The sequence below is a fragment of the Leeuwenhoekiella blandensis MED217 genome (genome assembly GCF_000152985.1).
Lineage (GTDB): Bacteria > Bacteroidota > Bacteroidia > Flavobacteriales > Flavobacteriaceae > Leeuwenhoekiella > Leeuwenhoekiella blandensis.
This window is the reverse complement of the sequence record NZ_CH672395.1, coordinates 174,675-196,585: the sequence shown is the minus strand read 5'-3', so window position 1 is coordinate 196,585 and position 21,911 is coordinate 174,675. Positions and strand designations below refer to the sequence as shown.

General features: G+C 39.6%; 20 protein-coding genes. 6 read left to right on the top strand and 14 right to left on the bottom strand.

Features of this window, described 5'->3' with window-relative positions:
* Position 1: 1 nt before the first annotated feature.
* Positions 2 to 727 (bottom strand): phosphoglycerol geranylgeranyltransferase, encoded by a 726-nt coding sequence (locus MED217_RS00865; protein ID WP_009778571.1) that lies wholly within the window; start codon positions 725 to 727, stop codon positions 2 to 4.
* The gene (locus MED217_RS00860; RefSeq protein ID WP_040532470.1) at positions 724 to 1,356 is read right to left on the bottom strand and encodes a 4'-phosphopantetheinyl transferase family protein; all 633 of its coding nucleotides are present in this window, start codon (positions 1,354 to 1,356) and stop codon (positions 724 to 726) included. Before MED217_RS00860 ends, MED217_RS00865 begins: the two co-directional genes overlap by 4 nt.
* 57 nt (positions 1,357 to 1,413) lie before the next feature.
* On the opposite strand from MED217_RS00860, the gene ahcY reads away from it, so the two are divergent.
* Positions 1,414 to 2,730: an adenosylhomocysteinase gene (gene ahcY / locus MED217_RS00855; protein ID WP_009778569.1), complete on the top strand. Its 1,317-nt coding sequence runs from the start codon at positions 1,414 to 1,416 to the stop codon at positions 2,728 to 2,730.
* A gap of 55 nt (positions 2,731 to 2,785) precedes the next feature.
* Here ahcY and MED217_RS00850 read toward each other — a convergent pair whose 3' ends face one another.
* Positions 2,786 to 3,667 (bottom strand): hypothetical protein, encoded by an 882-nt coding sequence (locus tag MED217_RS00850; RefSeq protein WP_154648884.1) that lies wholly within the window; start codon positions 3,665 to 3,667, stop codon positions 2,786 to 2,788.
* A gap of 42 nt (positions 3,668 to 3,709) precedes the next feature.
* Here MED217_RS00850 and MED217_RS00845 point away from each other — a divergent pair, with 42 nt between their 5' ends.
* A complete protein-coding gene (locus MED217_RS00845; RefSeq protein ID WP_009778567.1) occupies positions 3,710 to 4,048 on the top strand; it encodes a TM2 domain-containing protein in 339 nt (112 codons plus the stop codon).
* A 75-nt stretch (positions 4,049 to 4,123) separates the two neighbouring features.
* Here the strand turns inward: MED217_RS00845 and MED217_RS00840 are convergent, their stop codons facing one another.
* The 6 genes from MED217_RS00840 to MED217_RS00815 all read right to left on the bottom strand — a co-directional run bounded on the left by MED217_RS00840 (position 4,124) and on the right by MED217_RS00815 (position 11,243).
* Positions 4,124 to 5,146, bottom strand: coding sequence for a phytase (locus MED217_RS00840; protein WP_009778566.1), 1,023 nt, complete (start codon positions 5,144 to 5,146; stop codon positions 4,124 to 4,126).
* 1 nt (position 5,147) lies between these two features.
* Positions 5,148 to 7,976 (bottom strand): TonB-dependent receptor, encoded by a 2,829-nt coding sequence (locus MED217_RS00835; RefSeq protein ID WP_009778565.1) that lies wholly within the window; start codon positions 7,974 to 7,976, stop codon positions 5,148 to 5,150.
* A 163-nt stretch (positions 7,977 to 8,139) separates the two neighbouring features.
* Entirely contained in the window at positions 8,140 to 9,714 is a 1,575-nt protein-coding gene (locus MED217_RS00830; protein ID WP_009778564.1) for a tetratricopeptide repeat protein, read from the bottom strand.
* A gap of 183 nt (positions 9,715 to 9,897) precedes the next feature.
* Entirely contained in the window at positions 9,898 to 10,161 is a 264-nt protein-coding gene (gene rpmA / locus MED217_RS00825) for a 50S ribosomal protein L27 (protein WP_009778563.1), read from the bottom strand.
* Positions 10,162 to 10,186: 25 nt separating this feature from the next.
* A complete protein-coding gene (gene rplU, locus MED217_RS00820) occupies positions 10,187 to 10,672 on the bottom strand; it encodes a 50S ribosomal protein L21 (protein ID WP_009778562.1) in 486 nt (161 codons plus the stop codon).
* Between the two features lie 103 nt (positions 10,673 to 10,775).
* Complete coding sequence (locus MED217_RS00815) at positions 10,776 to 11,243, bottom strand: DUF4199 domain-containing protein (protein WP_009778561.1); 468 nt, start codon at positions 11,241 to 11,243, stop codon at positions 10,776 to 10,778.
* Positions 11,244 to 11,453: 210 nt separating this feature from the next.
* Here MED217_RS00815 and MED217_RS00810 point away from each other — a divergent pair, with 210 nt between their 5' ends.
* Both MED217_RS00810 and MED217_RS00805 read left to right on the top strand, forming a co-directional pair.
* On the top strand, positions 11,454 to 12,773 hold the full coding sequence (locus tag MED217_RS00810; RefSeq protein ID WP_009778559.1) for a M16 family metallopeptidase: 1,320 nt from the start codon (positions 11,454 to 11,456) through the stop codon (positions 12,771 to 12,773).
* A 51-nt stretch (positions 12,774 to 12,824) separates the two neighbouring features.
* Positions 12,825 to 14,894, top strand: coding sequence for an insulinase family protein (locus tag MED217_RS00805; protein WP_009778558.1), 2,070 nt, complete (start codon positions 12,825 to 12,827; stop codon positions 14,892 to 14,894).
* Between the two features lie 72 nt (positions 14,895 to 14,966).
* On the opposite strand, the gene MED217_RS00800 is transcribed toward MED217_RS00805, so the two are convergent.
* From MED217_RS00800 to mutY, 5 genes are all read right to left on the bottom strand, one after another.
* Positions 14,967 to 15,860, bottom strand: a complete 894-nt coding sequence (locus MED217_RS00800; RefSeq protein WP_009778557.1) for a DMT family transporter — start codon at positions 15,858 to 15,860, stop codon at positions 14,967 to 14,969.
* Positions 15,861 to 15,919: 59 nt separating this feature from the next.
* The gene (gldD, locus tag MED217_RS00795) at positions 15,920 to 16,486 is read right to left on the bottom strand and encodes a gliding motility lipoprotein GldD (protein WP_050759307.1); all 567 of its coding nucleotides are present in this window, start codon (positions 16,484 to 16,486) and stop codon (positions 15,920 to 15,922) included.
* A gap of 16 nt (positions 16,487 to 16,502) precedes the next feature.
* The gene (locus tag MED217_RS00790) at positions 16,503 to 17,831 is read right to left on the bottom strand and encodes a gliding motility-associated protein GldE (protein ID WP_009778555.1); all 1,329 of its coding nucleotides are present in this window, start codon (positions 17,829 to 17,831) and stop codon (positions 16,503 to 16,505) included.
* Positions 17,832 to 17,858: 27 nt separating this feature from the next.
* Positions 17,859 to 18,332, bottom strand: coding sequence for a single-stranded DNA-binding protein (locus tag MED217_RS00785; protein WP_009778554.1), 474 nt, complete (start codon positions 18,330 to 18,332; stop codon positions 17,859 to 17,861).
* A 104-nt stretch (positions 18,333 to 18,436) separates the two neighbouring features.
* Positions 18,437 to 19,522 (bottom strand): A/G-specific adenine glycosylase, encoded by a 1,086-nt coding sequence (gene mutY, locus MED217_RS00780; protein WP_009778553.1) that lies wholly within the window; start codon positions 19,520 to 19,522, stop codon positions 18,437 to 18,439.
* Between the two features lie 127 nt (positions 19,523 to 19,649).
* Between mutY and MED217_RS00775 the strand changes: the two genes are divergently transcribed.
* Positions 19,650 to 19,946 carry an HU family DNA-binding protein gene (locus tag MED217_RS00775; protein WP_009778552.1) on the top strand — a complete coding sequence of 99 codons (297 nt, stop codon included), beginning with the start codon at positions 19,650 to 19,652 and terminating at the stop codon, positions 19,944 to 19,946.
* A gap of 306 nt (positions 19,947 to 20,252) precedes the next feature.
* On the top strand, positions 20,253 to 21,788 hold the full coding sequence (locus MED217_RS00770) for an Rne/Rng family ribonuclease (protein WP_009778551.1): 1,536 nt from the start codon (positions 20,253 to 20,255) through the stop codon (positions 21,786 to 21,788).
* Positions 21,789 to 21,911: the final 123 nt, after the last annotated feature.

Genomic DNA, 21,911 nt, shown 5'->3' with positions numbered 1-21,911 from the left:
ACTAAAAATTTCCTTGTTCAAAAGCCGTTCCTACCACAACGAGATCTGCTCCCGCTGCATAAATAGCTTCAAGTTTTAATTGACTTCGTATGCCACCACCTACGATTAGCGGAATAGAAATCGCGTCTTTTACGGCTTGAATGATTTCTTCGGAAACAGGATTTAACGCGCCGCTTCCGGCCTCGAGGTAAATGAGTTTTTTACCTGAATATTCTCCCGCCAGCGCTGTGTCTACAATGCGTTGCACCAACTCTTGCGGAATCGCCTGCGTTTGACTCACGCGTTCTACCGTAGTTTGTTTTCCACCATCGATTAAAATATATCCGGTAGGAATGATCTCTAAGGCTGAAGCACGCAATTTTCCCACAGATTGTATTTGCTGCCGAATCAAATACTCCGGATTTTCTCCAGATAAAAGACTTAAGAACAAAATTCCATCTGCCGCTGCAGTTATTTGCCGGTAATCTCCAGGAAACAAAAGCACCGGTAAAGAAGTTTTTTGTTTGATCAAATTAACCGCGACCTGTGTTTGTGCTTGTGTAGCGGTGCTTCCCCCAACGAGAATGTGTGTAGTGAATTCGGGTAGCTTTGAAAGCTGCTGCGTCAAAAACGTTTCAGAAAGTTCTTCGGGATCAAAAAGTATGGCAAAAAGCGGTTTTTCAGCTTCAATCGATTTTAAAAGCGCTGAATAAATACTGGTTCCGCTATGCGCTAATTTTTCGATCATAATGCCTGAGCATAAACACATGTAAAGCCTTCAAACTCCAGGAAATCAATAGCATATTTGCTGTGCTTTCCGTGGTAATTGATTACCGCATCGGTTTTATAATCCTCAAAATCAAAATTGGTAACGTTGATGTGTTGAAGAAAACTCAAGCCTTTCACTCCGTAAATCTTATACAATGCTTCTTTAGCACCCCAAACGATCGTAAGCTTTCTAATTACTGCATCATCATTTGCCAAGGTTCGGTATTCTTTGAGTGGTGTAAAACGGGAAGCGATGCGCAAGATCTTATCGCGTTGCATTTCAATATCAATGCCTACCTCAACCGTTGCACTCACGATAATCGCGGTAAAATTGTAAGAATGCGTTATCGAAATGTATTTGCCATCTTTAAGATGCGGCTTACCATTTTCGGTGTAATACAGATCGTGATCGGTATAACCGGCCACGTGCAACAAGTGCCGTATGCTTAAAAATCCGCGCTGATGCAATTGCGATTTCATACTTTCAAAACGCGCCTGACAATGTTGTGTAAGATTCACATTTTCAGACAAGGTCTCAACAGATTCTTCCACCTTCCAGATGTAAACCTGAGTGCTAGGATTGGGCGTTATAGTTTTGAAAAGTGGCACGTTAACTAGTAGATATTACGTATTTTTGCAAAAAATAAGAATTGTAAATATAAGATTATGTCAACGAAAACCGTGCAGTACGTTCCTTATAAAGTCAGAGATATTTCTTTGGCAGCTTGGGGAAGAAAAGAAATAGAACTTGCCGAAGCTGAAATGCCTGGCCTTATGGCTTTGCGTGAAGAATATGGCGCAGAACAACCTTTAAAAGGTGCTCGTATCGCGGGCTGTTTGCATATGACCATACAAACCGCTGTTTTAATCGAGACGCTTGTAGCGCTAGGTGCAGATGTTACCTGGAGTTCTTGTAATATTTTCTCTACTCAAGATCACGCTGCTGCTGCAATTGCTGCTGCAGGAATCCCGGTTTATGCCTGGAAAGGAATGAACGAAGAAGAATTTAACTGGTGTATCGAGCAGACCTTATTTTTTGGGGAAGAGCGCGAGCCGTTAAATATGATTCTTGATGACGGTGGTGATTTAACCAATATGGTTCTTGATGAATACCCAGAACTTGCTGCTGCAATTAAAGGTCTTTCTGAAGAAACCACTACCGGAGTTCACCGTTTATATGAGCGTATGAACAAAGGCACGTTGCCTATGCCGGCGATCAACGTGAATGACAGTGTAACCAAGTCTAAGTTTGATAATAAATTTGGTTGCCGCGAGAGTGCAGTAGACGCGATACGTCGTGCTACCGATGTAATGCTTGCAGGAAAACGCGTTGTGGTTTGTGGTTATGGTGATGTAGGTAAAGGTACCGCTGCTTCGTTTAGAGGTGCAGGTTCTATAGTAACCGTTACCGAAATTGATCCTATTTGTGCGCTACAAGCGGCAATGGATGGTTTTGAAGTAAAGCGTTTAGAAACGGTTCTTGACAAAGCTGACATTGTGATCACCACTACCGGAAATAAAGATATCGTACGTGCTGAGCACTTTAAGGCGATGAAAGACAAAACCATCGTGTGTAACATAGGCCACTTTGATAATGAGATCCAGGTTGCTTGGTTAAATGAAAACTATGGTGACACTAAAGACGAGATCAAACCTCAGGTTGATAAATATACCATCGACGGGAAAGATATTATTCTTCTTGCTGAAGGACGTCTGGTAAACTTAGGTTGCGCAACCGGTCACCCAAGTTTTGTGATGAGTAACTCGTTTACTAACCAAACTTTGGCACAGATCGAGCTTTGGAAAAACAGCGACAACTACGAGAATAAAGTATATATGCTGCCAAAACATCTTGATGAGAAAGTTGCTGCTTTACACTTAGAAAAAATAGGTGTTGAGTTGACGCAACTTAACGAAGAGCAAGCTGAATACATCGGTGTAACCGTTGAAGGACCTTACAAGCCGGAGTATTACAGATACTAAAATTAATTCTACAATTAAGAGATTAAGCTATAAAACCCTCGCAGTACTGCGGGGGTTATTTTTTTACCAGCGTCATTTGCGCGTGTTCTCCTTCTTTTAAATTGGTGATGGTACGCACAAAATTGCGACTGTCTTCCACTTCTAATCGCACAGTATTGGGAGACGAAGTTCCTTCGCTTACCGCTTCTACTCTAATTTTAGTTTCTACATTTTCAAGATCGAATTCTAAGTATTTGATCTCGTGCAGCACCGTATAATTTTCTAAAACCGGTTTGTCATCTACATAAAGATTGATCACATCGCCATCTTCTTTTCCCGCATCATAGATCGCGAGTTTTATTTTTTGGTCGCGCGTGAAAATATTCAGGTTTTCATCTTTTGCAATGATGTTACGTGTGAGGGTGTCAAGCACCTTAGCTACCTTGATATTTTTCTTAATAGAATCTGAAAATTTACGGGAACGCTGTACCACTTTATCTATTTTCTCAACACGCTTTTTTACCTCCTGACCAGAGTTTACAATGATCATTCCGTCGAGGCAAGAAGTACCGTCTGCATACAGCCCTTTAAAATCTCCGCTGAAGGCTTTGACCCGATCTAAATTGCGCACCTTTCCTTCAAAGTTTACAAAGCAAAAATCTTTTTGTACAACAGGTGACTTTGTGTACACAATGTCGTATTCTTCAAAGCTTAGCAGGTTTTCATCTTCATTGTAATAGCCTTTAATGTTTGATTTAGTTTCGTGCTTTCCGGCAAAATCGGTAAGAGAATATCCTTGTATAGAATCGTTGACACGGTCAAACAAAACCTTGTAACTAATGAAGGAAGTATCATTTAATTTGATGACGCCAAAGAACTCATATTCCTGTGCCTGAAGCGCAGTTGTAAAAGTTAAACATATCAAAAACAGGAATAATCGAAAGGAAGGATTTCTCAAAATAGCGTACTTTTTATGATAGTTTAATTAAACTTAGATCTTATGAATTTCAAAATTATCTTTTCACTGGCACTTCTGCTAATGATTTCAACAACAACTTTTGCCGGCTTTCCTGTAGAGCGTGTAGCAAAAGCAACCACTGAAGTTAACGCTGCTGCTGAAGCTTCAAGCGAACTTATTTCTCCTGCTGCTGTAGCGGCAGATCGTCAAACCGTTGCCATCTTACTTTGGTTATTTTTAGGAGCCTTTGCAGCACACAGATGGTATTTAGGCAGTCCTATTTTATGGAACATCATCTTTATCTTAACCGCAGGATTCTTTATCGTAGGTTGGGTTATTGATGGTATCGAAATCATTACCGGAACCTACCCAGGATTATAATCCGTATTATTTTAAAAACTCAAAAACCCGCCAAAATTGGCGGGTTTTTTTATGAACTATGATTTGAGGCAGCCTTTATTTCAGCTTACCCAAGTCGTAATAGTAAAAGGTTCCGTCGTCATTCATCGCGACAAACAAGCCGTTTTTAAAGGTGTCATTTAAAGGCACGGTGACCGCTTCACAACCATCGGTTTCTGTTGTCGTGAGATTCAATACATTGATCAATTCATTGGTTTTACGGTCGTAAATATTGAATTGTCCCTGCTGCTGATCTGACACAATGATCATCCCACTTCCGTCCTCGTAAGCTGCGATCGCGATCCCTTCAATATCTTCTAAGAAATCTTCTTGACCAAATGCAGCGAGTTGCTCATTTCCTTTAGAAGGCTCTGCATAATATTTCTTTACGCTATCTCCTTCATCAGAATAATACACAAATCCCATCGCATCGTCAACAGCAATAGCTTCGATCTCTTTTTTACCGCTGAAGTTTCCAAACTTGCGCACCAACTCAAAACCTACCAGACTGTCTGATTGAGTTGTGATCTTATATTGATACAGATAGTTTTCTAAAGGTCCTGTTTTACGGCCAACAATCGCATAGAATGCTCCGTCAGCAGCCGATTTATACAAACTCACACCCATAGGATACTGAAATTCTTCATTAGCGTCATCAGCAAACACCGGAAAACCACCACCGTCTAAAGGTTGCATATCAGGCACCGAATAAATACGCAGCATTTTACGCTCTCTTTCGGTAAACGCGATGATATCGGTTTGTGTAGAATCGGTTACTGGAAAACCGTAACGCAGATCCACATTGTTAGGACGCTGAATGTTTGGGATTGATTTTTCAGGAATAATCTTTCCTTCAAGATCAAAGGCAAAAATACCACCATCTGTGTCCTTATCGGTACCAAAAACGATGCTTTGCGACGCATCTTCCGGATTGATCCAGATCGCAGGATCATCGGTATCATACTTTACGTGTTCGGTAATAATATCCGGTTTAATTTCTGGCAGTTGCGATTTTTTGCTTCCGCAGGAAAATAAAACCACTGCCGCGCCTATGGCGGCGATATACTTTAAATTTCTCATTCTAGAATAAATCATATTTTACACCAAAAGTTAAACGCGTGCTGTAGTATTCCATTTGCATAGTACGGTTTCTAGCACCTTGGTAGTAACGTAAGGGTTGGTTAGTAATGTTGTTTAGGTTAGCATACACCTGAAGGTTTCTTGACAAGAAAACAGTCGCGTTAAAGTCTAAGAAAAACTGCTCGTCATAAAAACGATCTTCAAAAGCGTTACCTCCTAATTCGTCGATATATGCATCAGAATAATTTCCTGAAAGACGCGCGCTAAACCACTTATCTGCATACGAGATCGACGCGTTAAACATATTAGGTGAAGAACCAGGCAAGTCAAGGTCTCCGCGCATATCACCGTCTTCGTTAGCAATACCTTTTGCTTCAGAATTTAGGTAGGTATAGTTAGCATAAATCCCAAAGTTTTTAAGGAATCCCGGAAGGAAATCAAGCTGACGCTGAAAGGCAATCTCTGCACCAAAAATACGCGCTTTATCTCCGTTAAGCGGCTGGTACAATTCATAACCCGTACTTTCTTCTTCTGAAACGCTCGTGTAAATAAAGTCATTTAAGTCTTTATAAAACACACCTCCCGAAAGAATACCCACAGAACTGAAATACTTCTCAGCCATAAAATCGAAGTTCATCGAAGTAGTAGGATCTAACTGTGGATTACCAATGGAAACCTCATCATCTTCACGCTGTCTGTAAGGTACAAGGTCGATGTAGTTAGGTCGCGCTAATGTATTGGTCCACGCAAAGCGTAACACCGTATTTTCTGAAGCGTTGTATTTAAAATGTACACCAGGCAATACGTTAGTATACGAACTCTCGTCGTTGATTTGTGTAAAAGCTTCCGGCTCGTCCACGTCAAAGTTGTTACCCGTACTTTCTATGCGCGTATTTTCAACACGAAGACCTACAAGTACGCTCAATTTGTCAGAAAGTTTCTGATTGGTCATCACATAACCGGCGTATACATTTTCGGTCACATCAAAGTTGTCACCAAGATATTCATCAGGAAGTGCTTCACCTTCAAAAGCAGCAGCATCATTTAAATTAAGACTTCCCAAATATTCCGGAGAAGCAAACACTCCCGGATTGTATTTTGTTCCTGCCAGAAAATCATTGTCATTATAAATACGCTGATCTACCATCGCAAGATTGTCTAAAGCGCCGGTAAGCGGTGAATATTCAAAGAAGTTATTGGCTCTGTTTTTATTTTTGAAACGGCCACGCACACCAAATTTCACGCTACCATCACCCTGAGCAAAGAAATCTGCAGGAAGTTCAAAATTTGCAAAGAAATTGATGTCTTTTTCTTCAGTAAACTGGTATTCTTCAGTAAGCTCGTCTAATTCAAATTCGCTGAAATCTTCTGCAGCAGCTGGCGTATGAATAGGTTTGCGCGTGTCGTTGATCTCGTTATTGATTCCGTATTCGGTAGCATACACTAAGTAACGCTCGTTAGGACGCTCTTCTGAAGCTTTTGCATAAGAACCCATCCACGTGAACTTCAGGTTTCCAAAAAGGTGATTTCCGCCTAAACTATAGTTTTGCATACGCTGGTCCTCAAGACGTCTGTTTTGAATTCTTCCACCGGGAATACCACCTTTAGTCTCGCGTTTTGCTTCTACCGGAAAACGAGCAGGTGTACCGTTTACGATCTCAAAATCGCCTTCCATAATGTCTTCTGCATCTAAAACTTCGGTTTCAAAACGGAATCTATTCTCGCGGTCATCGCGCCAGTTATACATCGTTTTTAAATAGATCTCATTGTTTTCATCAAAGTTATAATCAAAATTTGCTGAAAAACTGCGTCGCACACGCTGTACTAAATATTTGCGATTCTCATAAACATTCGCGTACGGATTCACTTCCATCTCCACCTCTTCACCGGCAGCGTTGGTATATTCAAAAGTGTCTGTCCATTCTGCTTCAACATTATCACTTCCAAAGTCATTATCGTTGATCGATGCTGAAACCATCCAACCAAACTTCTTGTTTTTTGAACGATCACCTACTAAGAACGATCCGCTTAAGATGCGTTTATCAGTAATAAAATTAACTCCTGAACCACCCGTTGCCGAAAGTCTAAAACGCTGCGGCGTAGAACGTGTCACCAAGTTTACAGATCCACCTAAAGCGTCTGCATCCATATCCGGCGTTACCGCTTTATTCACTTCAATAGTCTGGATCATATCAGAAGGAATAAGGTCCATCTGCACGTTACGATTATCTCCTTCTGCCGAAGGAATACGGCTTCCGTTTAAGGTTACCGAGTTTAATTGTGGTGCAAGACCACGCACGATTATATTACGCGCTTCCCCTTGATCTACTTGCATCGTGATCCCCGGAATACGCTTTGTCGCGTCACCAATATTGGCATCAGGGAATTTCCCGATTTGATCTGTAGAGACCACATTGGTGATATTTACATTGTTTTTTTGTGTGTTCAATGCTCTTGCCTGACCGCCTGCGCTAAAACCTACAAGTTGCACATCGTCGAGTTGCGTTTCTTCTGAAGCCAATAAAATAGAAACCGAGGTGGTTTTGCCTGCATTAACCATCACCTCTTTAGTGAAATCTGCGAAACCTAAATATTTTATGGTAAGCGTGTGGTTTCCTTCAGGAACTTCAACAAAGGTAAATTTCCCATCTTGGTTAGAAACAGCTCCTTTATTAAGGTCATCTATCATCACCGCGGCACCCGGAACATTGATACCGTATTCATCTGTAATTACCCCCTGAATAATGCCCTCTTGTGCAGATAATCCGGAATAATTTAAGGTAAAAAGTAGCGTTACAACAAGCAACTTTAGACTAGTAATTATTTTCATGTTTTTGATGTTTTGTTTGCACCAAATTTACCTGAGCCCTTTAAATACGGGCTAAACTAAAGTCTAACAAATTGTAAAGAATCAAGAAATTGCAGGCTACAACAAGGCAACAATTACCTAAAGTTTACACAGGCATAACCTTGAAGCAAAACAAGAGGCGTTTCTATAACTTTAACATAAAAGTTACGAGTTCGTCCTGACTCTCCAGCGGTAATTTTTTACGAAGACGGTAGCGCGCCACACGCACACTATCTGGTGTAATGCGCAGTACGGAAGCGATTTCTTTTGAAGAAAGCCCCAATCGAAGCAGCAAACACAACCGAAGCTCTGTTGCTGTTAATTTCTGTAATGCGATCTGATTAAGCTTTTTTGTAAAATCTGGATGAATCTCATCAAACAAACTCATAAACTGATCCCACTCGTCCTCTTCTTGCAAATGCACATTGAGATCATTAGAAAGCTCATGAAGTTTGCTTGGAATATCCATTCGCTTGCGTGTACTCAGTTTTTGTAGCGTACCCGAAACTTCCTCCAGCAGCTTGTTCTTTTGAGCCAAACTCAAACTGTATTTAGAAAGCGCAGCGGTCTTAAGCTGAATTTGATTTTGCAGATTTTGTTCGTGAGCTGCTTTGGTTTCTAGTTCTGCTTCTAGTGCGCGTTGTTTGTACAACTCAACGTCCAATCTTGCTTGTCTTTTTCTTTTCTGAACATAAAAAAACAGCACTGTTGTAGCAATGAGAACAATAATGAGCAGCAACAGTCCAACAAACTTAATCTGTGCCGTTTTGTTTTTTGCCTCAAGCAAATCGATCTTCGCTTGCTTTTCTTTGGTATCGTATACCGTTTGCAAGGCATTAAGCTGATTAAAGTTTTGAGAATAAAATTGCTTTTCTACCAGATCTTGATAGGCTAACGCATAATGATGTGCCTGCTCAAAATCCTGGGATAAGGCATATGCTTTTGCCAGATCTTTATACGCGCTTTCAACCTGATGAGCATTTTTATAGGTCTCAGCCAGGGCTAAAGCTTCTTGAGTTTTAGCAATGGCTTGCGCGTAGTTTCCCTTTTTTCGGTAGACATCAGCAAGGTTATTTAATGCGTTGACCTGCGCTTCATTTCCCGCATTTTTAAAATAACTGAAGGCTTTCTCAAAATAGGAATAGGCCTTATCATAATCCTCAAGATCCTCGTAAATACTACCAATGTTTTCAAGAACAGCAGCCTCTCCTTGAACATCTTTAAGATCTCTATAGATTTGTAAACTTCGCTGCTGAAAAGTCAGTGCCTTTTCAGGCTGCTCCTGCTTTTCCCAGCAAGTTCCCAGAAGCTGGTAACTCTTTGCCTGAAGCTGTAAAAAATGTTGTTTTTCAGAATACCCTAAACTGCTATTTAAAAGTTCTGCTGCTTTTGTGTAGTTACTAAGGGCAATGTAAATTTCTGCCAGCTCATTTTTTACTGTCGCGGCAAACTGACTGCTGTGATTTGCATTTTTGGTAAGCGCTGCATTGTAATGCGTGACCGCCTCTGTGTAGATCTGACTCTGTTTATAAAAACGTGCTAAATCTAAGTGCGCAAGACTTAATTCCTTTTCATCTTGTCTCTTTTTCGCCGAATCTAATCGGCTCTTGTACGCATAGAACACAGAATCTTCAAAAATGAGAAAACGCTCTTTATTTTGCTGCGCCTGAAGACCACTAGTCGCTAAAAAAACGATGATAAAAAAGAAATACCTCAACATTGCTTCTGCTTAATCGAGCAATATACCGGTCTAATGTTACCTGATTATTAGATTAAGTTTAAATCAGAACCGTAAACTACCTCGAGGCAAGCCTAGGAGTATTTGAACCTCTGTCGGCGCCAAAAAAAAAAGCCTCATTGTCTCTTGCGACAATGAGGCTTCTATACTAGTAACAAACGTTTCTTAAGCTTCTGCAGTAGGAACTACAGATACATAAGATTTGTTGTCTTTCTTTTTAGTAAACTTAACGATACCGTCTACTTTAGCATGTAAAGTGTGATCTTTTCCACCGTAAACATTTTCACCTGGGTGATGTGTGTTACCACGCTGTCTAACGATGATGTTACCTGCTACTGCAGCTTGACCACCAAAAATCTTAACACCTAGACGTTTCGATTCTGATTCTCTACCGTTCTTCGAACTACCGACTCCTTTTTTGTGTGCCATTTTATTTTAAGTTTTTAGTAGATTATTATTTACTTAAAGCTTCAATTAATTCGGCTTTTTTCATTGAAGAATATCCTTCAAGACCTTTTTCTTTAGCCATTTCTTTAAGTTCAGCTACAGTGTGCTTACTTAAATCATCAGAAGATTCAGCTTTTGCTTCTTCTTTTTTCTCAGCTTTAGGAGCAGCTTTTTTGCCTCCTTTTAAAGAAATATCGCCAATTACAATCTCAGTTAAAGATTGACGATGACCATTTTTCTTCTTATAACCTTTACGTCTTTTCTTTTTGAAAACAATTACTTTGTCTCCTTTTAAGTGACGTGAAATCTTTGCTCCTACTAGAGCTCCTTCTATAGCCGGGGCGCCTAAAGTGATGTTGTCACCATCTCCTGCCAAAAGAACTTTATCAAAAGAAACTTCGTCTCCTTCTTCTCCTGCCAAGCGGTTTACAAAAACCTTCTGGTCTTTTGCAACTTTAAATTGCTGCCCTGCTATCTCTACAATTGCGTACATAGCGTAATTATTAAAAAATAGTTTTTAAAATTCTCAAACCTTCTGGTTTAAGAGGGCGCAAATATACAGCTATTTACTTACAATACAAATGTATAATGTAATTTTAAGCCTGTGAAGTTTTAGGCTTCTTCTTTAAATTCCAGCTTGGTTTAAATAATTGCATAAAACTGAGGGTGAGTACGGTACTTGTCGCAAAACCCATAATAGCGACTACAAAGATAACACTACCCAGACTTGTATTATAGGTAGTTTCCCAGGCGGTGATCATATTGCTTAGAAATTCCGGATTGATATTTCCTGCATACAGACCAAAAAAGGCCGTGAAAATAATAGTTGCGACAAAGCCGGTCACTACGCCCACAGAAAAACCATCTCCGTATTCAAAATCTTTGCCTTTACTTAGCTTATAAAACTTGATGGCTTCATAAATCCCAAAACCGGTAATTACCCCGTTAAATAGACTAAACAATGGGTTTGTATGCAGCCCAAATAAGGCTAAAACAAGAAAATAGGCGATCAAACCAGCTGATATGGCGATGCCAAAACGTATAGGAAGTGCAATTTTAAGCATAACTTTATTTTTTTGATTCCTTATAAATTTCACCATTAAATCCCTCAATATCAGCTAACATCTTGTTAAATTTAGTCAAGTCACCTCATATTTTGTTTAATTAATCCCCAAAATAATTAAACATAATCATTAATGTTAAAGTTGAGGTAGTGTGTAACAAAGGCATTCTTTAACTTACGTATAACCAAAACAAAATAAATACTCTTTTTCATGAAAAAAACGTTTTTTTCACTGGCTTCAATTCTTGCAATGAGCCTTACTATTCAGGCGCAAGAGGTAGAATTTGAAGAATATGATCTTGACAACGGGCTACATGTTATCCTACATCAAGACAATACTGCACCTGTGGTTACAACCTCTGTTATGTATCACGTGGGTGGTAAAGATCGCGAAGATGGCCGTACCGGCTTTGCACACTTCTTTGAGCATTTGCTCTTTGAAGGAACTGAAAATATCGAGAACGGAAAATGGTTTGAGATCGTAAGTTCAAACGGCGGAACCAATAATGCCAACACTTCTCAAGACCGTACATATTATTATGAGGTATTCCCTTCAAATAATCTGGAATTAGGATTATGGATGGAATCTGAACGCATGCTGCACCCAATCATTAAACAAGATGGGGTCGACACGCAAAATGAGGTGGTAAAAGAAGAACGTCGTCTTCGTTACGACAACTCTCCATATGGGCAGTTCTTGTTTGCCATCAGCGAGCAGCTTTTCAAGAATCACCCATACAAAGATCCTAATGTAGGATATATGGAAGATCTTGATGCGGCTTCACTACAGGAATTTCAAGACTATTTCAAAAAATATTACAAGCCTAACAATGCAGTGCTTGTAGTTGCGGGTGATATTGAAGTGGATGAAACCAAAAAAATGATCGAAGATTATTTTGGGCCTATTCCTAGCGGACCAGAGCTAGAGCGCAGTTATCCTACTGAAGCGCCTATTACTGAAGCTACGCGTACCCAATTTTATGATTCAAACATTCAGGTTCCTGCGATTCTTACTGCATATCGCACACCGGGCTACGGCGATCGCGACGCTTATGTTTTAAATATGATCTCTTCTTATTTAAGCGACGGAAAAAGCTCTAAGCTTTATAAGAAAATGGTTGACGACGAGAAGAAAGCCCTCCAGATCGGCGCGATCAATCTCGAGCAAGAAGATTATGGAATGTACATCATTTTTGGTCTTCCGTTAGGCGAAACCAGTTTAGACACCCTTCTTGAAGGTATGGAAGAAGAAATTGCAAAACTGCGTAATGAGCTTATTTCTGAATCTGATTATGAAAAATTACAGAATAAGGCTGAAACCAATTTTGTGAATTCAAATTCAAGTGTTTCTGGTATTGCAAATACTTTAGCACGCAACTACATGCTTTATGATGACACAAACCTGATCAATTCTGAAATCGAAATCTATCGTTCTATCACACGGGAAGAAATTAAGGAAGTAGCAAACAAATACCTAAAGCCTAACCAACGCGTAGAAGTAGAATATCTTCCTAAAAAAGAAGAGCAATAATCGAAAGCTCTACCGCTTAATCTTCAGAAACGAAAATAAAATATAATTTAGATGAAAAATATATTCTTTAGCTTACTATTTATCTGCAGCCTTGGTGCTGTTGCACAAATAGACCGAAGCACACAACCAAAACCGGGACCTGCACCTGAGATCAATCTTAGCGAACCGGAAACCTTCACGTTAAAAAACGGACTCAAAGTTATTGTTGTAGAAAACCACAAATTACCACGCGTATCCTACACACTAACGCTTGACAATCCACCTATTGCAGAAGGAGAAAAAACAGGAGCTGCAGCCTTATCAGGCGCTTTGCTAGGAAAAGGTTCTGCCAACATCAGCAAAGATGATTTTAATGAGGAAGTAGATTATATGGGAGCTCGTATGAATTTTGGTTCTCAATATGCTTCCGCAGGCGGACTTTCACAATATGCAGAACGCATTCTTGAACTTCTTGCAGACGCTGCTATTCACCCAAATTTCACACAAGAAGAATTTGAAAAAGAGCAAGATATCCTTATTGAAAGTTTAAAAACCAATGAAAAAAGTGTAGAAGCTGCTGCTGGTAAAGTGAGCCGTGCCTTACTTTATGGTAAAGACCATCCTAAAGGGGAGTTTGAAACTCAAGAGAGTATTGAAGGTATTACTCTTGCTGACGCTAAGGCTTTTTACAACAAGGCATTTATCCCAAATAACGCTTATCTCGTTGTGGTAGGAGATGTTGACTATAAAGACATTAAAGACTGGGTAACTACCTATTTTAAAGATTGGAAAAAAGGAGCTGCATTAAGCAACGATTTCTCGAATCCAGAAAATGTTGCAACTACCGAAATCAATTTTGTTGATATGCCTAATGCAGTACAATCTCAGGTAATTGTTGAGAATCTTGTTGATCTTAAAATGAGTGATCCAGATTACTTTCCGGCATTGATGGCCAATCAGATTCTGGGTGGCGGTGGAGAAGGCCGCTTATTCTTAAACCTTAGAGAAGATAAAGGCTATACCTATGGCGCTTATTCCAGTATAAATAATGACAAATACGGCAAGACTTCTTTTAGCGCTTCAGCAAGTGTGCGAAATATGGTGACAGACAGCTCTGTAGTTGCGTTCCTAGAAGAGATTGACAAGATTCGTCAAGAACCCGTTACTGAAAAGGATCTTAAAAATACAAAAGCTAAATATATAGGTAGTTTTGTGCGCTCTTTAGAGCAGCCAAGTACTATCGCACGTTTTGCGCTTAACAAAGAAACCGAAGGTCTTCCTGAAGATTTCTATCAGAATTATTTAAGCAAGATCAACGCCGTTACTATTGAAGACGTACAGCGTGTTGCTAAAAAGTATTTTTTAAGTGATAATGCCCGCATCGTGATCGCAGGAAAAGGCAGTGAGGTTCTAGAAAACTTAGAAAAGGTAAGCTTTAACGGAAAAACCATTCCGGTAAAATATTATGACAAAAATGCCAACAATGTAGCAAAGCCTTCTTATGAAGTAGCAATGCCAGAAGGCCTTACAGCTACAGACGTTTTCAACAGTTATATTGAAGCCGTTGGTGGTCAAGAGGCTGTTGCCGGTATCAATTCTATAATGATGTTGGGAGAAGGAAGCGTGCAAGGAACACCGCTTAAACTTACCATCAAAAAGACGAGCAATAACCAGTATTTAGAGGAAATCTCTGTCATGGGTAATGTAATGTCTAAACAAGTACTTAACGGGGATTCTGGTTCAGTTTCTAAACAAGGACAAACAATGAACCTGCCAGCAGAGCAAATAAAAGCCCTTAAAAAAGAAGCTGCTATCATTCCTGAAATGGCAATGCTAGGCGATGAAACGATCACATTAAAAGGCGTTGAAAAAGTAGATGGTAAAGATGCTTACGTAATTCAATTGACAGATGCTAAGAAAGCATTTTATGCTACTGAAAGCGGCTTAAAACTGAAGGAAGAAACAACACAACAAATGCAAGGACAAACCTTTGTACAAACTATGCTTTTTGACGATTATAAGTCTGTAGGCGGTGTGTTATTCCCTCACAAACTTTCACAATCGATGGGACCTCAAAACATCGAGTTTACTTTTACCGAGATTAAAGTTAATGAAGGTGTGAGTGACGCTGACTTTCAGTAAAAAGTAGGTTTTTGTCAAATAGCTAAGGGGTTTAAATCCTTTGGCGGGACCAATAAATCAAGAAAGACCAACTTAAGTGTTGGTCTTTTTTTGTTTTCTATTAGCATTCACCAAATAAACACCGGTTAAAATAACACCGGCTCCTAAAAGATGGATCAATGTGAAACGCTCACCATCAAGCAATCCCCAAAAAATGCCCACTATCGGAATTAAATAGGTTACTGAAGTTGAGAACACAGCAGAAGAGATTTGAACCAATTTATTGAATAGAATTTTAGCCAATGCAGTACCGAAAAATGCCAAAATCACAATATACAGCAATGAACTTCTAATCGCAGGTTCTGCAACATCGAGCTGCATTCCACCGGCGAAATAAAGCACGATTACCGCAGGAATAAGCATAACACTAAAATTTCCTACTGCAATAGCCAGCGAAGAAACCTCTTGAAGTTTTGACTTCAAGATATTGGCATTACCCGCATAACATAAGGCCGCAATAACCACCAAACCTGCAAAAACGTAGTTTTGATCAGGATTCACTTCTGCTCCTTGAAAGATAAGAATGGCCGCACCCAGTAATCCCAGAATCACACCTACCACCTGATTGCGTGTAAAGGCTATCTTAAACAGCAAAAAGCCAAGAAAAATAGTGAATAACGGCACTAAAGAATTTAAGATCGATGCAATACTGCTGTCGATTTGCGTTTCGGCATAAGCGAATAAAAACACCGGTAAAAAAGTACCCAGCAGCGCACTTAACGCCACCCAACCCCATTGTGTCTTTGTAATTCTAAACAGTGATCTAAAACCAATAAGAAAAAGAAAAATTGTTGTAAAAATGATGCGAAATGCTCCAAGCTGTAAAGGGGTAAGACCCACCAAACCTTTTTTGATCAAGATGTACGAGGTACCCCAGATCAAGGAAAGAATGAAAAGATATAGCCACTTTTTATTAGATGCCTGCATAGCTCTATTTTGAGGCTGCAAAATTGAGATTTAAAAGTCAGAATAGCATCGTGAAGCTATTATTTCTTCCAGCGGAGGGACTCCATTAAATGCCTAATGTCGTTTTTAAGATAAGCCGCCGCAGGTAGAATACTGTCGTAATTGGGAGTTACATTAAAATAAATAGAGCCTGTGATGAAATGCGAAGTACTATCAGTCACATAAAACTGAGACTGAGAAGCCGCGTTACCCGCCACATCGTAAAACATACCGTAGACGCCGTGATACTCATTTACATACTTTTCTTCGGCAATATTATCGGCTTTTACAACGTGCTCATAGGTGAGTTTTTGCGCGTCAATAAGCAATTCTTTAATATTATTTTCTACCGGCCTGTAGGTAAGATATAATGCCCCATTCATCTCAGGATATTCAAGCACTGCAGAGCAATCGCTTTTATAACGCACAACTGCTTTGGTGTTTTTCATAAATCCGTAGGGACAATCGGCACTTCCATAATCTATATACTTTGGCTCGCTATAATTGAGCGCCAAAAAACCATCTGGTTTAGGCAACACATCCTCTTTGCACGAGAATAAACTCACGCACAAAAAAGTGGTAAAAAAATAAATACTGAATTGCTTCAAGAGACTGTATTTACAGCTAATCGATATCTTTAATCGTAAGCTTAATTTGTTTGATACGCTTTTGATCGATTACTTCAATAGTAAACGCATAATGTTCAAAATTTAGTATCTCATTCTTCCGCGGAAAACCTTTAGAAATTTCTAGTAAAAAACCGGCTAGCGTTTCAGCCTCTCCTTTGTTATCTTCAAAAGCAGTATTGTCTTCTAACTTGATAACTTTATAGAAATCCTTCAGTGAAGTTTTACCTTCAAATATATAGTTATTATCATCAAGTTTTGAGAAGATAATATCTTCGTCGTCAAACTCATCGCTGATGTCTCCCACGATTTCTTCGATAATATCTTCCATAGAGATCAATCCGCTTGTTCCGCCATATTCATCAACAACGATCGCGAGGTGATTACGCTTGTCTTTAAATTCATTAAGCAAGTCGTCAAGCTTTTTGTTTTCGGGAACAAAGTAGGGATCGCGCAACAGGCTCGTCCACGCAAAGTCTTCTTTGTCAATATGCGGAAGCAAATCTTTTACGTAAAGAATCCCGGCAATATTGTCAATGTTTTCAGTAAAAACAGGGATACGCGAATACCCATTTTCTATTATCAACGGAATCACTTCCTGATAGGTCAATTCTTCATTAAGCGCAAAAATATCCATACGCGGTTTCATCACTTGCTTGGTATCGGTATTACCAAAACTCACGATACCTTTAAGAATTTTTTGCTCTTCGATCGAGGTATCTTCTTCACTGGTAAGCTCAAGCGCTTGCCCCAGATGATCTATGCTAATGTTAGCTTTTTGCTTACCAAATCGGTCTTGCAAAAACAAAGTAACTGCGCGCATAGGAACGCTCAACGGGGAGATCAAAGTATCTAAAACCACCATCGGGTAAGCCATTTGACCAGAGAACTGCACCTTATTTCTGCTTGCATAAACCTTAGGCAAAATCTCGCCAAACATCAAGATCAAAAAAGTAACCGCGACAACTTCAACTAGAAAGCGAAGGTTAATGATCCAGAATTGATACTGCTCAAGACCGGCAAAGAGGGTTTCACCGAGGCTGGCAAAAATGAGGACGATCGCAATGTTTATAAAATTATTTGCCACAAGAATAGTCGCAAGTAATTTTTTGGGCTTCTCAAGAAGACGCACCACCAGGTTTTGTTTTCTGGTTTGCTTCTCTACATCAAGTTCAAGATCAGCTGGAGTAAGTGCAAAAAAAGCCACTTCTGTACCACTGATCAATGCCGAGCAAATAAGTAAAATAAGAACCGCAATGATCTCTACAACCGTGGTCATAGAAAAACCTTGCTGAATAATTAATAAACTTGGGGGGTCAGGATCCAATGCAATTAATTTGTTTAGTCGGTATAATTAAAATGGTAAATCGTCTTCATCATCATCGTCATAGCCGGGAGCTACCGGAGAAGGTGATGGTTTTGGTGTACTTGCCGGAGCGGTACTCTGTGCAGGTTGCGCACCTCCTGACTGTGTGGTCATTCCGCTTGCATCTTTAGGCGTTAAGAACGTGAAGTCTGTGCATTGAATTTCTGTACTGTAACGTTCAGTACCAGATTCATCTTGCCATTTTCTGGTTTTGATTCTTCCTTCTACATAAACCTTATCACCCTTTTTCAGGTATTTCTCACAGATTTCTGCACCTTTATTACGCACAACTACATTGTGCCATTCGGTATTACTTACGCGCTCACCGGTGGTACGGTTGGTATACGTCTCATTTGTCGCAAGCGGAAAACGACCTATCGCCCCGCCACCTTCAAAATAGTGCATCTTTACATCATCACCCGTGTGCCCTATGAGCATTACTTTATTTAGCGTACCAGACATATTCTCTAAGTTTTAGAGGTCAAAAGTAACTAAAATTAAGGAGTTGCTCAACTAAAATGGCGTTAACACCTCACAATAAATACGGGTCAAAATTCTTGATTTTATTATAAAAAGTCTTTAAAATCAAAGTCTTCCATAAAGCGATCGATTACCCGGGGCACTGCAAAATCACCTAAACGCTCATAGGCGATCGTCTGCAAACCAGGCGCTTCACTAAGCTTTACCACCCAGAACTTTACGTGTAGTTTTTGATGCGACAACTTATGAATAATAGGGTCTCGTTGTTGAAGTATCACCTCTTCTACCGGCAAATCGCTAAAACGTATACTTTTTTCTTTTGTGGTGATCTTTAAGGAATTTACGCTTTCGCGGAAGCGCGCTTCCGGCAAATCCTTTTCCGTCTCCAAAAGCGGAAAATCAAAAAGTCCACGCCATATCCCTTTACCTTCCCGCTGCTGAAGCATGGTTTGACCATCTGGCGTTATAAAGATCAAATAGTTAAAAAACCGATCTCTCACTTTGATCTTTCCTTTCTTGACGGGCAGATCGGAAATTTTTCCTTGCTGAAAAGCAATACACCCTTCATTGAACGGGCAATGCAAACAATACGGATTCTTAGGCTTACATTGTGTCGCACCAAATTCCATAATCGCCTGATTGAACGTGGCGGGATCCTTCTCATCTATTAATTCCTGTGCCAAAGCTTTAAATTCTTTAGCGCCAGGTGTACTATTAATAGGAGTGTCTATTCCGAAAATTCGGGAGAGCACGCGATATACATTGCCATCAACAACAGCAGCCGCCTCGTCAAAACAAATAGAAGCAATAGCACTAGCCGTATAATCACCCACTCCTTTAAGCTTCTTTAATTCTTTATACGTATCAGGGAAAATGCCTTTGTGTTCATAAGCCACTTTTTTTGCTGTAGCGTGCAGGTTTCTAGCGCGTGAATAATAACCTAAGCCCTGCCATAATTTAAGGACGTCATCTTCGGGAGCATCAGCCAATGCTTTTACATCAGGATAGGTCTCTACAAAGCTAAAATAGTAGGGCATTCCCTGCTCTACTCGCGTTTGTTGAAGTATGATTTCAGACAGCCAAATTCTATAAGGGTCCTTAGTTTGCCTCCAGGGCAATTCGCGCTTATTCTGTAAATACCAGTGTATGAGTTTTTTAGAAAAGTTTAACACAAAAAATACCTTTTGGTCAAATTAACCGTTTATCTAGTTATATTTTAATCTTTTACGCTTGAAATATTGATTTATTAATATGTATATTTGCACCCTTGAAAATTTTTAACCCCTAAAATAACAAGTAATGACAAAAGCAGATATTGTTGCCAAAATTTCTGAGAAACTAGGAATCGAGAAAAACGATGTACAAGCAACTGTTGAGACCTTCATGACTGAAGTTAAAAATTCATTAGAAGGTGGTGACAATGTTTACCTGAGAGGTTTTGGAAGTTTTATCATTAAAACTCGTGCTGAGAAAACCGGCCGTAACATTTCTAAGAACACTACAATCAAGATACCAGCACATAACATCCCTGCATTCAAACCTGCAAAGGTATTTGTAGAAGGCGTTAAGTCTAACGTATCTGTAGACGAAAACTAACTATTAATTTTAAATTGAGTTCTTATGCCAAGTGGTAAGAAAAGAAAAAGACACAAGGTAGCGACGCACAAGCGTAAAAAACGTCGTCGTGCTAACCGTCACAAAAAGAAAAAGTAGTCTAGCACTACTTTTTCTTTTATTATACATCTCGTATAATACTGTTCATTGACATCTGGAGATAATTTTCTGAAGCTATTTTAGAAAACAAATATCTCCTATCGTAAACACAAAATCCTGTGAAAAATAATGTTTAATCTTTTGCAGCAATCCGTTGTGGATGATGCTGTGGATATAATTTAATGAAGCGTGAATAATGAATTAATAATTCGATCCAGTTCCACTTCAGTTGATTTTGCCCTTTTAAAAGATGGTAAACTAATAGAATTACATAAGGATGAGGAAGACAACCAGTTTAGTGTAGGTGATATTTTTATCGCCAAAATACGCAAAACGGTTTCTGGTCTTAATGCCGCATTTGTCAATGTTGGCTACGAGAAAGATGCATTTTTGCACTATCACGATTTAGGACCTCAGCTTCCCACTCTTTTGAAATTTGTAAAACGTGTAAGCACAGGTAAACTCAAGGATTTTTCCTTAAAAAACTTTCCTGCAGAAAAAGACATTGACAAAAACGGAAAAATAGCGGATGCTGTTAAATCTAACCAGTCAATTCTTGTTCAAGTAGTAAAAGAACCCATCTCAACTAAAGGCCCCAGAATAAGCAGTGAGCTTTCTATCGCCGGGAGATATGTGGTTCTCGTTCCTTTTTCTGACCGAATTTCTATTTCTCAAAAAATAGAGTCCCGCGAAGAAAAAGCAAGACTTAAACGTCTGATGCAAAGCATACGGCCAAAAGGTTTTGGCGTAATTGTGCGCACAGTCGCTGAAGGAAAAATGGTTGCAGAGTTAGACAAAGATCTACAAAACTTGGTGGACCGCTGGACCGCCATGTGTAAAAAATTACACAATGCTCATTTACCCAGTAAAGTTTTAGGCGAGATGAACAGAGCCTCTTCTATGTTAAGAGACCTCTTTAATGACTCGTTTACAAACATCTGCGTAGATGATGAAACATTGTACTACCAAATCAAAGATTACTTGCAAGAGATTGCACCTAACAAAGAAAGTATCGTAAAACTCTATCAAAACACTGTGCCTATTTATGAAAAACATGGCATAGAGCGTCAAATAAAAACTTCGTTTGGCAAAACCGTTTCTATGAGTAGAGGCGCTTATCTGGTAATAGAACATACCGAAGCCCTTCACGTAATAGATGTAAATAGCGGTAATCGTTCAAGCAAAGCAAAAAGTCAGGAAGACACTGCTTTAGAAGTGAATTTGATCGCTGCCACCGAAATCGCAAGACAGCTACGTCTGCGTGATATGGGTGGGATCATTGTTGTAGATTTTATCGATATGGGCAAAGCCGAAAATCGCAAAAAACTGTTTAATCACTTGCGTGATGAAATGAGCGACGATCGTGCCAAGCATAAAATTTTACCGCCTAGTAAATTTGGTCTTATACAAATCACACGTCAACGTGTGCGTCCCGAGATGAATATAAAAACTCGCGAAAAAGACCCTAACGGAGACGGTGAGATCGAAGCGCCTATTAGTGTTGTAAATCGCATACAAGCAGATTTGATCAAACTATTCAAAAAAGACTATAAAAAGATCACGTTACACACGCATCCGTTTATAGCAGCCTTCTTGACAAAAGGCTTCCCTTCAGTACGTTCTAAATGGTTTTTAGAACACAAAAAATGGGTTAAGATAATGCCCAGAGATGCTTACACGTATCTCGAGTACCGTTTTACAAAAGACGGGAAAGAAATTAGATAAACTGAAACAACCCTCATCGTGCAAACGGTGGGGGTTTTTTATTGGACCCTTATTACTCTAATAAGCATTGCTCCTGAAGAAGAGCGGTTGAAACCTTTTAATCCGTCCGGTATGTATTGGCGT

Excerpts from the sequence above, each read along its gene's own strand:
- MED217_RS00865 (WP_009778571.1), bottom strand. The coding sequence starts at position 727 with ATGATCGAAAAATTAGCGCATAGCGGAACCAGTATTTATTCAGCGCTT.
- ahcY (WP_009778569.1), top strand. The coding sequence starts at position 1,414 with ATGTCAACGAAAACCGTGCAGTACGTTCCTTATAAAGTCAGAGATATT.
- MED217_RS00845 (WP_009778567.1), top strand. The coding sequence starts at position 3,710 with ATGAATTTCAAAATTATCTTTTCACTGGCACTTCTGCTAATGATTTCA.
- MED217_RS00840 (WP_009778566.1), bottom strand. The coding sequence starts at position 5,146 with ATGAGAAATTTAAAGTATATCGCCGCCATAGGCGCGGCAGTGGTTTTA.
- MED217_RS00835 (WP_009778565.1), bottom strand. The coding sequence starts at position 7,976 with ATGAAAATAATTACTAGTCTAAAGTTGCTTGTTGTAACGCTACTTTTT.
- MED217_RS00830 (WP_009778564.1), bottom strand. The coding sequence starts at position 9,714 with ATGTTGAGGTATTTCTTTTTTATCATCGTTTTTTTAGCGACTAGTGGT.
- rpmA (WP_009778563.1), bottom strand. The coding sequence starts at position 10,161 with ATGGCACACAAAAAAGGAGTCGGTAGTTCGAAGAACGGTAGAGAATCA.
- rplU (WP_009778562.1), bottom strand. The coding sequence starts at position 10,672 with ATGTACGCAATTGTAGAGATAGCAGGGCAGCAATTTAAAGTTGCAAAA.
- MED217_RS00815 (WP_009778561.1), bottom strand. The coding sequence starts at position 11,243 with ATGCTTAAAATTGCACTTCCTATACGTTTTGGCATCGCCATATCAGCT.
- MED217_RS00810 (WP_009778559.1), top strand. The coding sequence starts at position 11,454 with ATGAAAAAAACGTTTTTTTCACTGGCTTCAATTCTTGCAATGAGCCTT.
- MED217_RS00805 (WP_009778558.1), top strand. The coding sequence starts at position 12,825 with ATGAAAAATATATTCTTTAGCTTACTATTTATCTGCAGCCTTGGTGCT.
- MED217_RS00800 (WP_009778557.1), bottom strand. The coding sequence starts at position 15,860 with ATGCAGGCATCTAATAAAAAGTGGCTATATCTTTTCATTCTTTCCTTG.
- MED217_RS00785 (WP_009778554.1), bottom strand. The coding sequence starts at position 18,332 with ATGTCTGGTACGCTAAATAAAGTAATGCTCATAGGGCACACGGGTGAT.
- MED217_RS00775 (WP_009778552.1), top strand. The coding sequence starts at position 19,650 with ATGACAAAAGCAGATATTGTTGCCAAAATTTCTGAGAAACTAGGAATC.